The organism is Daejeonella sp., from assembly GCF_046590655.1.
Taxonomy (GTDB): Bacteria; Bacteroidota; Bacteroidia; order Sphingobacteriales; family Sphingobacteriaceae; genus Daejeonella.
Genome location: NZ_JBKJUM010000065.1, coordinates 1 through 17,100, shown reverse-complemented (window position 1 = coordinate 17,100; position 17,100 = coordinate 1). Strand labels below are relative to the sequence as shown.

The window sequence follows — 17,100 nt, the reverse complement described above, 5'->3', positions numbered from 1 at the left end:
CTGTTGTTGTCCCGCCATTTGCTTCAGTTAATACCACATCCTCCTTAGAAGGCAATTCGAGCTGACGCGCAACACGAATACCGAAACTACCCTCTTTTGTATCCTTCATGGTGACTGCGCCTCCACTGGCTCTAAGAGTTGTAATGCGGTCAATAATGCGTGTTGAGCCCTTCGCTATAAAGTGAAATTCGGTAGTTTCGGCAAGTAATTCCTTCCCCTGAGGGTCAATCCAGCTTGCTGTTGTTTGTAACGAACCTTCACCCAAACCATCAGTCATCTTCTGAATGCCTACATGTTTGATCTGACCGCCATTAACATTTCGCTTACCTTCTGAACCATTACCCCAGAAATCATACCCATTTACATTGCCATAGTTCAACCAGTTACCTACCTGATGTATATGGTCGCGCCTTTCACCCTCCCTCGGGTAAATCGGGAATCCCCGGGTTATTGGGGTTCCGTTTGCAGTTAATACCGGATAAAGTACCGGCTTATATACATTATCTGGCCACCAGTAAGAGGTAAACAGCTTATCATCAACTATAACGTCGACTTTCTTATCAGCTTCATTCTTAATAAACTTAACTGTTGGATTATTCTGCACTTGCTTCTGGGCAGTACAGGCAACGGTTCCTGTAAGGATAATACCTGAAATAATTATTGCATTTAATTTTATCTTCATTTATAAATTTTTGAATTCGATTTAATAGTAAATAAATGCCTTCAGAGGGCTAAACTTCTGTCGGAACGATATATGGGTGGCGATATACCCTGCTTAACATGGTATCAGCCTCAAGATCATTTGCAAATTTTTCATAATCACCCATAAACTTCAGTTCACGGCCAAGCCTGTAGGAAATATTTGCCAGGAAAGGCACTGCTGATGAATAATGACCTTCTCTGATGTCGCAATGAAGAGTTTCATGCTTACCAGATTTGATGGCATCAAGGAAATTAACAAAATGCTCTGTATTGCTTGAGCCTGTAAGTGAAGCGACTTCATTACTGGCTGCTTTTGAACCTGCAAATGGTTCTTTCTCCTGTTTTCTGTAGGCCTTCCAGGTATCTCCATCGATCTCCAGGTATCCGTCATTGCCATAGAAAATATTTCCGACTTTTATCCCAAGGCCGGCTTCTGAATTTGAATATCTGCCTCTGGTTTCAAACTCAAGGATTTTCCCGTCCTGATATTTTGCTATAGAAATTTGTGTATTGGGAGTTTCCTGAGCACACTCTGAAGGATCGATACCATAGATACCGCCGCTTGAAAAGATAGACACCGGATGTTCATTTTTATTCAACCCCCAGCGGGCAACATCAAATTGATGCGGTCCCTGATTTCCGGTATCACCGTTGCCTGTGTCCCAAAACCAATGCCAATTGTAATGACCACGCTTTTCATTATATGCACGATAAGGAGCCGGACCGAGCCAACGGTTGTAATGCAGGGTAGATGGCGGGGTACTGTCTTTAGCAATTCCAAATGAGTCACGTGGTTTAATACACAAACCACGCGCGATATTTACTTCGCCAATACCTCCATCATGAAGAAATTTCATTGCCTCCATTACATTCGGGATTGAGCGGTTCTGGAATCCCACCTGAACGCGTACATTATATTTGCGAGAAGCTTCAATCATCTTCCTGCCTTCCCATATATTATGGGATGATGGTTTTTCAACATATACATGCTTCCCTGCCTGGCAGGCCCAGATTGTTCCAAGGGCATGCCAGTGGTTGGGTGTTGCAAATGATACCGCATCAATTTCTTTATCTTCCAGAACTTTACGCATATCCCATTCCGTCAACGGTTTGATACCGGTCTTTTCAAGAACAGTTTTTGCGCGCGGATCAAAAAATTGCTCATCAACATCACAAAGGGTTTTCAGACGCACGTTGTGACTGTTTTTCAAATCACACCAGGCGTTAATATGGGAAACACCCCGGCCTTTGATACCAATGACCGCTACATTAATGCGATCATTCGAACCAATAATCGATGCATAGGATTTTGCACTGAAACCGATGCCGCCTATTGCTAATCCGGTTCCGCCTATCAGGCTCTTTTTAATAAAATCTCTTCTTTGAGTCATGTTAAATGTTATAAGTATTTATATTTAAGTCAAAAACTAAACCTTTACTTTCGTATTTCCTCCCGCTGAAATAGCTATATCAAGGGGCTTGTTGGCTTTCCAGGATCCGGCAGTGAAATCAGGAATTTTTATAGTCGCCTGATTAGCTACTGACCATTCTGTTAGTGGCCCAATAGAGCTCCATAATGCTGCATCGTAAACATCCTGATCAAGCGGAAGACCATTTCGCAAACAATCGATTGTACGCCAATCCATTAAAAAATCGCCGCCCCCATGAGCACCTACTTCTTTAGCTATTTCACCAAGTTTCTTCACAATACTTGGTTCATACTTTTTTTCCAGGGCCTTGAACTCTTCATCAGTAATCCATTTTTGAGCATCTGACCCTCTCCATGTCTCAGGAGTAGCTTCGCGAGCGACAGAGATTTTTTCTACCGGAAACTGGATTGCCGTAGCTTTAGTTCCGCTGATCACTAAGCCGTCTGATTTAGGACGGGGTGAGGTGACATCATGCTGCAACATGATTGTGCGGCCCAAACTTGTGCGTATAGTTGTAGTATTCATACTGCCTCTAAATGGCTTGTCCACGAAATCTTTAAAAAAATCATCTTTGCTTGCAAGTTTTTTAGCCAGATCATTCATCATGAAATCGTTGCCGGACACTGAAACCAGATACTCAAATTTATCTCCCCTATTAATGTTCATTACCTGCGCAATTGGCCCCAGTCCATGGGTTGGATACAAATTTCCATTTCTGCCGATATTTTCCTTTAAACGCCATTGCTCATAGTATTTATCCTTGGAAAAATGACCATAAAGCAAATGATGAATGTAGGCTCCCTCTCCATGAATGATCTCACCGAAAAATCCCTGACGGGCAAGATTCAGCATCAAAAGTTCATAAAAGCCGTAACATGCGTTTTCCATCATCATGCAATGCTTTTTAGTTCGTTCAGAGGTTTCAACCAGTTGCCAGCACTCTTCCACGGTTTTTGCAGCGGGAACTTCTACACAAACATGTTTACCTTGATTCATAGCATAAACTGCCATAGGAGTGTGAAGTTCCCATGGCGTAGCAATAAAGATCAGATCAATATCCTTACGCTCACATACTTTCTTCCAGTCATCTTTACCAGAATAGGTATCTGGTTTGAAACTGGTCTTTTGGATTTTCTTTTTAGCTAAATCTAACTTTTCAGGCCTCAAATCACATAGAGCCTTTATATCAACACCCTCCAATATACTCACCTGACCAAGATGGGCCGGTCCTCTGTTACCTAAACCAATAAATCCGATTCTTACCACATCTAATTTAGGTGCAGCAAAACCTGACATATTAAAATGCTGAAGATGTGATTTCTGGTCAAGTGCAGATTTGTTATCAATTTTCGGCTCTGCAGCAAAACCATTCAGAACACCAGCACCGGCTACAGTAAGACCTGCCATTCCGGTAAGTTTTAAGAAATCCCTGCGTTTGTTTTTCATTGATATGGTTATTAATACTTCGTAATTAGTATATCTTATTTAAATAATTATCAAGCCTTACCAGCCCGGGCATTCCAGGGATCTATCTGACGCAGATTTTTAGAAGCAAGTGCATGGTAGCAATCCGGAAGATCAAACTCTTTCAATACTCCGGGTAATAAGGTTGACAAAGGCCAATCGTAGTCTTCATTTTCAGCAATTTCTGTGTAGCTGGTCAGGGCGTTTTTTAAAGTTATTTGTTTCACAGATTCGGATAATAAACCTGCAAAAGTTGCCGGGACTGCACCCCAGCCTCTGGCAACCAGATGAATGTCTGTATGCCCATATGATTTAAGCCATTCGATTATACGAAGTACATCAAATGTCTTTTGACCCACGTATGGGTAATCTAACATATTGCTGTGGGCTGCATAGAAATAGTCATTTCCGTAAGGTTTAAGGAAGTCATCATTACAGGTATTTGGCTGTGATTCGCCGATACCTCTGACGTCGCAGGCAAAAACAGCAGCATTTGGCTCGCCGACGATAAGTTCTTTAAGCATAGCGTCATTACGCAATTCATCATCTGCGGAATGATGCGAGACATATAATATGGCCCGCTTTAAACCCAATGGAGGGCGGGAAAGAAGGGGCGTGTCACTTAAACGGTAAACTAGAGCAAGTATCGATGATTCAGTTTCTATCGCATAAGTAGCAGCAAATTTTTTAGGATATTGACGGTCTGCTGATGGTCTTAAAATACGGTAGTTCGGGATACCGTCAGGGGACGGAAGTTTTAAGTTTGAAACAACAGCTTTCCTTAACGATTCTATATCCAAAACACGTCTCTTCTTTTTCAATGATTCCGAAGACTGCTTAGTAAACGAGTAAACGGTGCGGGACTTAAGCCCACCTACCTGGCCGTTTGGCGTGCACCAAAGTGCTTCTTCCTTTTCAAGAGTTAGGGCTGGTTCAGCCTTCGGACTTCCGTTCTTAGTAGCCTTATTGAACCATTCATACATCGCTTCGCGGTTATGCTGTGAATAGCCATGATACTCAGGTCCAATGAACAGGGCGGCACTGTCTTCAGCTCCGTATAATTTATAAAGTTTTTTCATTCTTGAGAACGACTCTTCTGCTCCTCTGACATCAAAATAGTCTTTTTCCTGGTCTAATATCATAACCGGCTTAGGAGCCATAGCAGCAATAAAATCTGAATGATCTAATCCCAGACTGAGAGCACCTGGAGGGCATTGTTCCATATCAGCGGGTAATTCGTTTTGCAGATTTTGTCCAAATCCGACAATAAAACAGCTAGGCGCCGCCATACTCAGACGCCGTTCTACCCCGCACAGCCAGGTTGCCTGGGTTCCGCCGCCAGAATTTCCGGTGACACCTATTTGTTTGGCGTCTACTTCGGTTCTTGTTAGCAGGTAGTCGACACATCTAATGGCATCCCAGGTAAGCCATGCGCTTAATGCTTCTCCGCAAAGAACCATCTGACTGCCCGCATAGTTATGCTCTGATACACCAATGCCACGTTGTGGCTTAAGTTCACTGGAAAGGTATTGCACCCTTTCGCCCTGGCCGATAGGGTCAAAAATCAATACTATATAACCCTTCCTGGCAAGCCCCTGCGCAAAGGATTGATATACAGGAGTGGCCTTACCCGGATCACCATGGCCGCAGGTGCCTATAATGGCTGGAAGCGGGGTGTTTAGCCCCTTTGGAATGTAGAGATTTGCTGTAACTAAAAAACCGGGACGGCTTTCAAAAATTATCTTTTCAATTTTATAAGCATCCCGTTCCAGTGTACCTGTAGTACGGGCATTCAATTGTGTTTTCTCAGGCCAGGGTCCAAAACATTTTTGGATTTTTCCTTGAATTTCACGAACATAGGCCTCTGCGTCAGTTTTAGACTGTAGACCGGCACGCCGTTTTTCAGATACCTGTTCGATTTCGCGAAACCGTCCAAGGAAATATTCCTGCACCATCCGTGGGAACCGGTTTAGAGGGCTTATTAAAGAAGACTTCTGACCCGCACTGAAACTTTGTATATCAAGCTGTTCTGCATATGCTGGAATAATACTGGCTCCGGTAAAGCCAACACCTGCCATACCTGCCAGTTTAATAAAGTCCCTGCGATTGTTCTTCATGTATATAAAGGTTTAATTTTTAATTGAAAATAGTCGCACCCTGTTGTCCGGAAATCGTTCTTAGCTTAGCAAACTCCGTCTGATATTCCTTTAAGCTAATCCCGCTAATCTTCACACCAGACATCGTTACAGGGTTAATGATCCGGATGTTTTTGCCGCTTAGTGCAGCTGCAAGTGATATATCGCCCCAGTTTAGAAAACCTGGAAGGTGAATGCCCATACTGAAATAATCAATGGAACCGCCCTTATCAAATAAGTAGCTCAAGGGAGCATCGCGCATTATAATATTATCCACATTTCCCCCGGAGGCGGCTAAAAATAAGGCTGCCAGACCGGCTTCCTTACTGCCGTCCAGGGTCACCTTCTGAGCACGGTAATTTGATCTCAGGAATTCGCTCACTACATTAAGTTCCTTTACCCATTCACCTAAAATTGTTTTTCCCAACCATAACTCAGCACGTGATTGGGTATGCAGCACCATGCTTTTATTACTTTTATTTTCTTTTGAAGAAGAGGCCTCACCTGTACCCGACAGGTCAGCGATTACGATACCCTGACCTATCTTCTTCAGGGCAGTGATTAAATCAAGCGATATTGCTTTCTTTCCACCAGGATTGCTGATGATTAGATATCCAAGAGCGGGATTAGCAGGGGGAAGAAGCAACAAAGGGATCAGTTTATCATCGGAAGTTTCTAAAGCCATGCGCTCCCAGCCTCCCAGGTTAGTAAATTGATGTACTTTGAAGAGATTTGGTCGGTCGTTTATCCGTAAAATACTGCGTAATTCATTTTGCTTTGCAAGTGCATCAAAAGACCTTGATTCCAGAAACAAAGTCCTTAATTCTTTACCCCGGCGTTCGCAATAATCCGCGGTTGTTTGTACCCCCGGATCCCGCTTGCCAATTATTGGGTATACCAATAATTGTTGATTCGGTAGAGTTTCAAAAGGAATTTCTTTTTTCGGCGCACCCGTTCCGGTTCCTTTGAGATGAAGATCAAACCATCCAAGCATCACTTCACGGTTCTCGGGCCAATAACCGTGAGTTTTGTCTAAAACGAGATTGCTTATATTATTATCAACCCCGAACATATTAAAAACAGGCCGGGAATTATTGAAACTCCTGAACATTTCAGTAGATAAAAAGGTAGGGTTATCTACAATAATATTGGACATTTTGATGGCTCGCGGGGCAACCAGGGCTAGAACTCCTGCTTGTTCTGTAAAGGTCAATCCATCCGTCAGGAGCTCGCAAATACAATTTGAACGCATAACACACGATTCAAAAGTGCCTACACTAACTACAGGTAAAGCCGCTTTAACACGTTCATCGATAGCTGATAACCACATCGTTTGATTGCCGCCACCGCTTGCACCTGTTGCCCCAATGTTCTTAGGATCGACATAAGGCAGTGAACTCAGAAGATCCACTCCCCTTATATTATCAGAGATCTGAACTCCGTTTAAAGATTCGCCAATATTAAGGAGGGACGCTCCAAGATTGGCTCCATGATATTCATCTTTTCCGTGTATTAAGGTTCTCTCACCGGCGCCCCAGGCATCTATGTTTAGTGCTACATAACCGTTAAGTGCTAAAGTTTGGCCTATTGCCTGGAAGGATTGATATAAACGGCCTCCAGGCCAATGACCGTGCATGATAATAACAGCTGGAAAGGGGCCTTTTCCTTCGGGAACATATAAATTTGCTGTACCATAAACTCCGGGGCGGGTTTGAAAGGCAATATTTTTGATTTCATACCCCTTCATCGGAATAGAACCTGTTTCCTTCATATTCAAAGGAAGTTCATGGTTCACAATCAGGCCGGTTTTCTGAATGATAGTATTCTTAAGATTATTCCGGTATTTATCCCAATCTCGTAGATTATCCGGTAATCGATGTGTTCCGAATTGCACCATTGCCTGACCCCTTAGTCTGCTCTCAATCAAATCAGCATGGTTTTTAGTCAAAACATCTGGCAAGGTATCGGCAGCGGAAATGTCTTTGTTCACATTCTCGCGCGAGTTAGAATTCGCTGCATAAAACGAAAAACCTACAAGTAAAAAAACGAAACTAAATTTTTTGATTATTAACATTAGGGCCTTAGTTAAAAAAAATATAAAATGAGTAATACAATTGAATTAATTGGCATGTATTTCTCGATTCGAAGCGATTAATTACACTTTCAATGTACGAACTCCATGCAATTAAGCAACAAACTATCAGGCCATTGGAACGGACTGATCCTTCTAATGGCCTGATAGTTTGTTAATTGTAACCAGGGTTCTGAACTAATTTCGGGTTCTTTTGAATTTCATAGGAAGGTATGGGAACCAGATAATTTCTATCAAAAAAGGCGCGCTGCTGAAAGTCGATTACTGTATAGGTTTTAACTCCGGTAGTAACATTTTTAACTATACCCATCCTTCTTGCCGGAACATTAAGAACCTGAGGTGCAATTTTCCACCGGCGCACATCAAACCAGCGATGTTCCTCAAAGGATAGTTCAATTCTCCGTTCCTGTTGAATCCTGGCTAACAAAGCCTGGCCGCTTTCAGTTACAGGAGGCATATTTACACTAGGCCTGCTTCTGATTTTATTTACATACTCCCTCGCAACAGGTTCGTTGCCCAGATTAAACATGGCCTCAGCATAATTAAGCAACACTTCAGCATAGCGAACAAATGTCCAGGGGGTGCTTCCAATATTTACTCCACCCGGGTTTGTTATACTTTCATCAAGGAATTTTCTTAAATAATATCCAGTTTGGGTGGAATTCCATGGCTGGGATGAGCCTTCATTGGAATCCTGACCTCCAGGAAGAAAAGTTTCAACGGTACGATGTTTAAAGGGCGCGCTGTCAAATAGAATTGAAGCGTAAAACCTTGGGTCCCGGTTTACATATGGATTCTGAAGGTTATACGTTGGATCGTTCTTTGGAAGTTTTCCGTTCAGGGTTTCAAAATCATCAACGATATTTTGCAATGGATGAACCTGCGCGAATCCGCCATAACCATTTGGGTATTGACTTAATTCAACAAATACATTTTCCGGATCAACAGTTAAATTGTACGGTCTGTTCCATATGATTTCGGGATTGTACATTGTTGATGCAAGAAATAAAGTCTTGTAATCCGGAAACAATGAATATTGATTCAAATCCATAACAGCTTTTGAAGCGTCAGCTGCCAATTGCCATTTCGCTTTATCATTTGTGGAATTATTGAGCGGACTAGCAGCATATAATAAAGCTCTGGCTTTCATAGCAAGTGCCGCTCCTTTTGTTAGTCTGCCCTTTTGTGCTGCCGGATAAGTTAATGGTAATAAAGCTACTGCTTCATCTAACTCTTTTAATGCAAAAGCCATACACTCCACATATGAATTTCTTGGCACAAGAAAGTCTTCACCCAAACCAAATGGTTTAGTAATTAAAGGAACTCCACCATAAAAGCTAATCAGCCGGAAGTAAGAATAAGCCCTTAAGAATTTCATTTCCCCTACCATTCTAGACTTTACTGCCTGATTTATAGGTGCTTCGTTGATTTTACTAAAAAAGATATTCGCTTTAGTTATAACCTTGTAGTATCCCCTTTGAGAATCATTCCAGTAATCAAGGCCTCCTAATGCATCAGCTGTTATGTTCCCTGCATTTATTGTAATTGCTGCAGAGTTAGCACGCGCATTATTCTCATCTGTAAGAGTTGAAAGTGAGTTTGTCATTGAATAATAAAACCCGCTTGGAAGTATTCGATAAGTATTGTTAACGAATGTTTCTATCAAACTTTCATCTTTCCATACGACATCTTCTGTAAAGGAATTTAGTGGCGACTTATCCAGAGGATCCTTACTACAAGAAAACAGAAGTGCCATTGAACAGATAAGCAAGGACTTGTAACTAAATACAGACTTTGCGATTTTATATATTAAATAATTTTTGCGATTCATGATTTTTCTTTTAAAAAGTGAGTGATAATCCCATGTTATAAATCTTACTTTGAGGGTAAAAATTACCCCGTTCATCACCGCCTTCAGGATCATAAATTTTCATCTTATCGAACGTAAGTACATTATTTCCATTCAGATAAATTCTAAGATCAGCAATTTTGGCCCTGGACAACAAGCTTGAAGGCAAAGAGTACCCAATTTCCAGCGTTTTTAATCTTATGAATGTTGCATCTCTAAGCCAAAAAGAAGAAGGAAGACCACTAACATCTGTACGAGTATCCAATAGAGGCAAAATTGGATACTTTGAGTCCATACTCCCCGGTCGGTAGCGGTTTAACAATAACTCCTCCCTAGTATTTACGGCAAGTCTCGCATTTTCATGATAGTACTGCCATGCTCTTGACTGCCCTGCGAAATTTGCAAACAAAGAAAAATTCTTGTAGTCCATTGACATGTTCATGCCGAAAGTCATTTCAGGGATATTATTGCGGTCCATTCTGATCATATCAGAACTTGTTATAAAACCATCCTTGTTGACATCTTCATATTTCAAATCACCAACTTTTGTCCCCAGTACTTTGGGTATGGAATTCAGTTCCTGTTGGGTTCTTATTATGCCAAGGGCGTTGTAATAATTTACAGCACCCAACGCTTTACCCTGAACTTTTTGCCATTCGGGAACATTTGCCGCATCAGCCAAATAAACAACATTACTTTTTATATATGCAAAGTTTCCACCTACTCTGTAAGAAAATCCACTTTTAATTGTTTTTCTATGGGATAAGTCTACTTCAACCCCTTGATTCTCTACAATACCAATATTTTCACTAGGCAAAATTAACCCAGTATAAGCAGGGACGGCAAGATCCCTTGTGGCCAAAATATTAGATCTTTTTTGCTTAAATAGGTCCACTGTAAACCCCAGTAATCCGTTCCAAAACATCGCATCCAGAGCAACATTCGATGTTTTTAAAACCTCCCATGTAATATTTGGATTAGGTGTAACCCCCATTACTGTTCCCAAAGATTGCGTGGGTGTTTGACCAAAATTATAACCCTGATTACCTAAATTATAGCTTTGAATATATTGGAAAGCCGGCACCCTGTCATTACCAATTTTGCCTGTTGAAGCTCTCAACTTCAAATCATCAATAAAGCTAAACCGATTTTTTACAAAACTTTCTTCCGAGATTCGCCATGCTGCTGAAACTCCTGGGAAGAAACCAAACCGATTACCTTCGGGGAAGTTTGCTGAGCCATCATACCGGAAATTGAAATCAACAAGGTATTTATCTTTAAATCCATAACCTAAGCGGCCAAAAAGATTTTGTCTTCCGCTTTCTGATGCTGAACCCGTAGCTTCCTGCCCCGCAAGGCTACCTGCAAACAATTGATCAACCTGAGCGGATAAAAAGTTTCTTCTGAAGGCTGAAAAACTATTATTGTAGCCTTCCTCCTGCTCTACAGCTATAAATGTGTTTACTCTATGCTGCTCAATTGCTTTTTCATACTTGATCCGGAAATTGAGAAGCGAGCTTTTACCTCTATTGTAACTTTGTCTTAACTGAGGCTGTAAAATACCACCCCCTCCAATTGGAATGTAAGTATTGTTGGTCTTATTATAATCGTAAACTGTCCACGGCTTTTGAAATAGTTTATTTACACCCTGGTTATTGGTATAAACCAAATAGCCATCAACTCCTAAACCCTCAACAAAAGGCATTGCAATATCAAATGAAGCTTTAGTCTGAAATCGCTGCATAACCTCACTATTATTACCAGTGGCATTGGTAACCATAACAGCTGGGTTATCCCCTCTTTCAATTCCTGCGGATGGAAAGCCATTAGACCAATAGACAGGCATCCATGGCACAACCAGCATCCTCCCGAAGGTTGTTCCCGTTCCTGATGTCGGATAGTTACCATCATCAATTCCTGCATTTACATCTAATCCCACCTTTATATATTTACTAATGTTAGCATCGATATTTGACCTCAGACTATATGCCTTAAAGTTGGTAGATCCATTTTTGAATATTCCATTTTGATTTGAAAATGACCCTGAAACTGAATATTTAACATTTTCAGCACCCCCCCTGAAAGCAAGATTATGCTGGCTTTGAAGGGTGTTGTCCTCCAAAATTTCATCATACCAGTTCACACTCGGGAAATTAACAGGATCGCTTCCGTCTCTAAAAATTTTTAATTCCGCTTCTGTCCAACGCGGGGGTTGTTTATCTTTGGCTAGCAATTCATTGACATACTCTCCAAACACTGCCGAGCTTGCCATTTTCGGTACTCTGGTTGGTTGGCTCAATCCCTGGTTGAATGAATAACTGATGGAAGGCTTCCCGACGACCCCTCTTTTAGTGGTAATAAGAATTACTCCGTTAGCTGCCTGAGCACCATAAATGGCTGCGGATGCATCCTTTAATACTGAAATAGATTCTATATCATTGGGATTGATCCGCTCCCATCCGGTTACTCCCTGTACTCCATCAACAACGATGAGCGGGCTGGTATTCCCTGTTGTACTTCTTCCGCGAATTAGAATAGTTGAATTATCCCTGCCCGGTTCGCCTGATCTGTTAGCGGTAATTACGCCTGGCAGCAGGCCTGCAAGGGAATTGCTTAAATTAGTAGTTGGACTCTTCTTTAATTCCTTATTCGATATACTTGCCACCGATCCTGTTAAGGTTGCTTTTCTTTGAGTTCCATAACCAACAACAACTACTTCATCCATTTCGGATGTATTCTCCTTTAACAATACATTTAGAACATTTTGTTCAGCCACAATAATCTCTTGTTTCTCATAACTTATAAAGGAAACCACGATAACATCACCCTGCTTTGCACTTATAACAAAATCTCCGTTCAAGCCTGTAGAAATCCCTTTGTTAGTTCCTTTAACCATAACACTCACACCAGGCAGACTCGTACGCGTAGTGAAATCCAACACTGTTCCCTTAATTTCTCTTAAATTTTGCGCCTGCAGCTGGACAGAATTTAGAAAATTCAGAGCGATAATCACAACACCCAGATAGGGCCAGATATTCCATTTCGATTTTTTAATTTTCATTTGTGGTGCTTGTTAGTTTAATTTACTCATCATTAAAAATTATTTCTCAACTTATTCTTTATGTATTGAAAAGGGTTACCATCACGAAATTTTCCATTCTTTGTTCTACCAAAATAAGTATAAATGATATCCGACATCATAATTGGAGGAATAAAAGAGCGAGAACGTTATCGAAAACGTTAAACGAGAATCAGCCGCGATATTCCGTATGTGAGCGACTGCAATGGATCGGTTAGACAATGTTAAAAGACGATCAGATTCTGACGCCATGAGCTGAAGTATTTTTCGCGTTGTTGCAACCATAGCTTCGTGAAGAATGTTCAAATTCTTTATCTTCGCACTATGAACATTCTTCTCCTCGGCTCGGGCGGGCGTGAAAGCGCTTTCGCATCAAAAATGGCTCAAAGCCCACTTCTATCGCAATTGTATATTGCTCCGGGGAACGGTGGTACCATAGCTTATGGTAAGAATATCAACCTGAAAACGACAGATTTTGATGCTATCGGCGCATTCGTTCTTAAACACGATATCAGGATGGTTGTTGTAGGACCTGAGGAGCCTTTAGTAAAGGGCATTCATGATTACTTCCTGCAGCGCGAAGACCTACTGCATATCCCGGTTATTGGTCCGCAGCAGGAAGGCGCACAGTTAGAAGGCAGCAAGGATTTCTCAAAACAGTTTATGATCAGGCACGGCATCCCAACTGCCGCGTTCAGGTCATTTACCGTGGAAACATTACATGAAGGGCTGGATTATCTTGAAACGCAAAAACTTCCGATCGTATTAAAAGCTGATGGGCTTGCCGCAGGTAAAGGAGTATTAATATGTGAAAGCCTTGAGGAAGCTAAACTTGAGCTTAAATCGATGCTGGCGGATGCAAAGTTTGGCGAGGCCAGCAGCAGAGTTGTTGTAGAAGAATTTCTTACAGGAATTGAGCTCTCGGTTTTTGTACTTACCGACGGCAAATCATATAAGATCCTACCAGAAGCTAAAGATTACAAGAGAATTGGTGAAGGCGATACGGGTTTAAATACCGGAGGAATGGGTTCCATTTCACCAGTGCCATTTGCCGATGCTCAGTTTATGAAGAAGGTTGAAGAACGTATCATTATTCCTACTATCGAAGGGCTGAAAGAAGACAATATTCCCTATAAAGGTTTCATATTTATCGGGCTGATGGCTTCAGAAAGCGCCGCAGGTAAGGAGCCTTACGTTATTGAATACAATGTACGCATGGGTGATCCAGAAACGGAAAGCGTTATACCACGAATTGAAAGCGACCTTATCGAACTTTTTAAGGGTGTTGCTGAAGAAAACCTTTCAGAAAAAGAACTCAGAATATCTCCAAAAATAGCAGCAACAATTATGCTGGTGGCTGGCGGTTATCCTGGCGAGTATCTCAAAGGTAAAACCCTTTCGGGAATTGAAAACCTCCGGCATTCGTTTGCTTTTCATGCGGGTACTGAACTTGAAAATGGCCTTGTAAAGTCCAGCGGCGGCCGGGTAATCGCCATTACTTCTCTCCAGGATAATCTGTTTGATGCTGTTCAGAAAGCTACTGCCGATGCCGGAAGGATTTATTTTGATGGAAGGTATTTCAGGGCGGATATTGGAGCGGATTTGATGTAAGAAGAGCCAAGAAACAAGAACCAGGAGTCAGGACAAGAGCAAAGAGTAAAGAACAAACCTGCCTGCCGGTAGGCAGGGAAAAGGACGCTGGGCGGAGAGTCAGACCCCTTATAAATCAAGTAGCCTTATACAGACGTTACAGCGACCTTATAAGGTCCTTATAGGGACCTTATAGCGATATACAGAGTGTGTAGCAAGTGTATAGCAGCACTCTACAACCGCTTTAGGAATGCTGCAGAGTCTGGTTATGCTTAAAGGCTATGCATTCTGCTATTATTTGCCCGGTCTTTCCTGGAGTCCAAAGATAACTTCGAGCTTCTCATGGAGGTCCGGCCCTCTTAAATCCCGGGCAATGATCTTCCCTGTTGGGTCGAGCAGGAAATTACGCGGGATACTTACAATTCCATACAGCACCGCGGTTGGACTCTCAAAGTATTTAAGTTCAGAAACGTTGGTCCAGGTTAAATGGTCATCTTTGACTCCTTTAAGCCAGTCTTTTCGTTCGCGGTCGAGCGATACGCCCAGAACCGTAAAACCTTTGTCCTTATATTTATGGAAGGCCCGAACAACGTTCGGGTTCTCCTGGCGGCAGGGACCGCACCATGCAGCCCAGAAATCGAGCAATACATATTTTCCTTTGAGGGTTGACAATGCAACAGTTTTACCAGCAGTATCTGCAGCAGCAAACTCCGGAGCCAATGCACCTATCGAAGTCTTTTTTTCTCTGGCTATAAATTCGCTGATAGCTTTACCTGTCGGACTCATCTTTACGTTAGCATCAAGCTTATTGAAAGAAGAATCAGCTTCAAAGTAATTGAATGTTGCCTTTGCCACTTCGGGAAGCAGCAGCGCTGAGATAAAAGCAGAAGGATTTTTGGCAATATAATTCCTTTGATAAGCTACCAGTTCGCTTCCAGCCACTTTCAAAGAAGGCTGATACATCTTAATAATTGAATCAAGCGATACTCCCAGCTGCGACTGCCGATCGGCCGCCTCATTCAAGGCTGAAAGTTTTGCCATATACGGCGACTGCCCGGCAGTATAACTCATTACTTCGTCATTTGCTCTAGACCCTTTTACAATGCCGGTTGAAAGTTTGTCCTTAATAAGAATGCTCACACTCCCCTTGTCGAGAACAAATTGCTTGAACTGAGAAGGGTCTTTGGGCTGCAGATTTTCTGCAAGAGATAAAAAAGCCGGGCCAGGTTCAACTAAGTTTCCTGTTATCACAAATTTACCATTCTGTACGGGGATCTTTTTCGACTTGGGGATCTGGTTGTTTACGAACGATCCTTGTGCAAAATAAAGATTGGTGACTTTCAAGCTTGTATCTATAGTTCCATTAATTGTAAAGGTAGCCTGCTGTGCATTCGCAAATGCAATACCGGCAAACAGGAAAAACAGGAAATGTAATTTAAAATATCTCATTAAGGCTACAGGTAAACAGCTAAAATTAGCCAGAATTATCTGAATTATTTAAACGGGATTGGCATGAAATTATTTCATTGGGAAGTCGGAAGTCTGATGTCTGATGCGGGAAGTAGGGAGACGGGGGATTTACATGTAAGGTTCTACAACTTGATGTGCATGGAGACGGTAAATCATATAACGGCAAATGCAGTTATCGTAGAGTAGACCTAAAACTCTCCTAACTAATGTATCCGAAATGAGATTTTAATTAATGCAAATAAAAGTCCAAGTTTGAAAAAACATCTACCTATGGCTGCCGAAATAACAGACTACCCCTCCACCATCAGAACTAAGTTCAAGGAACTTTTTAATCAGGAGCCGTTGATTATACGGTCGCCGGGCCGCATTAATTTAATTGGCGAGCATACCGATTATAATATGGGATTTGTTCTGCCGGCAGCGATCAATAAGGCTATATACCTGGGGATCCAATTAAGAACGGATAATGAGATTCATTTGCATGCATTGGATTATGATGATGGGCATAAGACAACTTTAAATGAAATTGTAAGGTCGGGGAAGTTGTGGCCGGATTACGTATTAGGAGTGTTAGATCAACTACTAAGAAAGCAAGGTGTCATTGCGAACAAAGTGAAGCAAGGGTTCAATGTAGTGTTTGGAGGGGATATTCCGCCTGGGGCGGGGCTGTCGTCGTCTGCGGCTCTGGAGTGTGCAACGGCGTTTGCATTAAATGAACTGTTTAAGTTGGGATTGGAAAAGATCGATATGGTTAAAATATCGCAGGCGGCAGAAAATGAGTTTGTGGGAATGAAATGTGGCATTATGGATCAATTTGCTAGTATGTTTGGTAAAAAGGATCACCTGATCCGGCTGGATTGCCAAAGCCTGGAGTACACTTATATCCCATTTCAGCTCAAAGGTGTTACAGTTGTATTATTTGATACGCGCGTGAAGCATTCACTGGCGTCGTCGGCTTATAATAAACGTCGGGAGGAGTGTGAGGAGGGCGTTAAATTGGTTAGAGGACTGAGGACTGAAGTCGGAAGTCAGGGGTCTGAAGCTGGGCGCCTAAATCCCGGGGTTAAAAGTTTAAGGGATGTGACTGAAGAGATGCTGCTTGAATTTGTGAAGCCTGTTAATGAACTGGTATATCGGCGTTGCTCTTTTGTTGTTGCGGAGAATAACAGGCTTCTTGCGGGTTGCAAGGACCTGGAGAGTAATAATGTGGCTGCATTTGGCAGGAAGATGTTCGAAACTCATGATGGGCTGAGCAAACTTTATGAAGTTAGCTGCCAGGAGCTGGATAT

Annotated in this window: 10 protein-coding genes; 2 read left to right on the top strand and 8 right to left on the bottom strand. The window is 42.0% G+C overall.

What is annotated here, in order from left to right:
• The 7 genes from ACLL8Z_RS06950 to ACLL8Z_RS06920 form a co-directional block, all read right to left on the bottom strand.
• The coding region (locus ACLL8Z_RS06950; RefSeq protein WP_411274043.1) for a DUF6807 family protein at positions 1-682 on the bottom strand (682 nt) is incomplete at its 3' end.
• Between the two features lie 49 nt (positions 683-731).
• Positions 732-2,093, bottom strand: a complete 1,362-nt coding sequence (locus tag ACLL8Z_RS06945; RefSeq protein ID WP_411274042.1) for a Gfo/Idh/MocA family protein — start codon at positions 2,091-2,093, stop codon at positions 732-734.
• 36 nt (positions 2,094-2,129) lie between these two features.
• A complete protein-coding gene (locus tag ACLL8Z_RS06940) occupies positions 2,130-3,578 on the bottom strand; it encodes a Gfo/Idh/MocA family protein (RefSeq protein ID WP_411274041.1) in 1,449 nt (482 codons plus the stop codon).
• 50 nt (positions 3,579-3,628) lie between these two features.
• Entirely contained in the window at positions 3,629-5,713 is a 2,085-nt protein-coding gene (locus ACLL8Z_RS06935; protein WP_411274040.1) for an alpha/beta hydrolase family protein, read from the bottom strand.
• A gap of 19 nt (positions 5,714-5,732) precedes the next feature.
• Positions 5,733-7,805 carry an alpha/beta hydrolase family protein gene (locus ACLL8Z_RS06930; protein WP_411274039.1) on the bottom strand — a complete coding sequence of 691 codons (2,073 nt, stop codon included), beginning with the start codon at positions 7,803-7,805 and terminating at the stop codon, positions 5,733-5,735.
• A 172-nt stretch (positions 7,806-7,977) separates the two neighbouring features.
• Positions 7,978-9,654, bottom strand: a complete 1,677-nt coding sequence (locus tag ACLL8Z_RS06925) for a RagB/SusD family nutrient uptake outer membrane protein (protein ID WP_411274038.1) — start codon at positions 9,652-9,654, stop codon at positions 7,978-7,980.
• A gap of 10 nt (positions 9,655-9,664) precedes the next feature.
• Positions 9,665-12,733 carry a SusC/RagA family TonB-linked outer membrane protein gene (locus ACLL8Z_RS06920; protein ID WP_411274037.1) on the bottom strand — a complete coding sequence of 1,023 codons (3,069 nt, stop codon included), beginning with the start codon at positions 12,731-12,733 and terminating at the stop codon, positions 9,665-9,667.
• 342 nt (positions 12,734-13,075) lie between these two features.
• Here ACLL8Z_RS06920 and purD point away from each other — a divergent pair, with 342 nt between their 5' ends.
• On the top strand, positions 13,076-14,362 hold the full coding sequence (gene purD, locus ACLL8Z_RS06915) for a phosphoribosylamine--glycine ligase (protein ID WP_411274036.1): 1,287 nt from the start codon (positions 13,076-13,078) through the stop codon (positions 14,360-14,362).
• A 273-nt stretch (positions 14,363-14,635) separates the two neighbouring features.
• Here purD and ACLL8Z_RS06910 read toward each other — a convergent pair whose 3' ends face one another.
• Positions 14,636-15,790, bottom strand: coding sequence for a redoxin domain-containing protein (locus tag ACLL8Z_RS06910; protein WP_411274035.1), 1,155 nt, complete (start codon positions 15,788-15,790; stop codon positions 14,636-14,638).
• Between the two features lie 273 nt (positions 15,791-16,063).
• Here ACLL8Z_RS06910 and galK point away from each other — a divergent pair.
• Positions 16,064-17,100, top strand: a 1,037-nt coding sequence (galK, locus tag ACLL8Z_RS06905; protein WP_411274034.1) for a galactokinase, incomplete at its 3' end; no start/stop codon positions are given.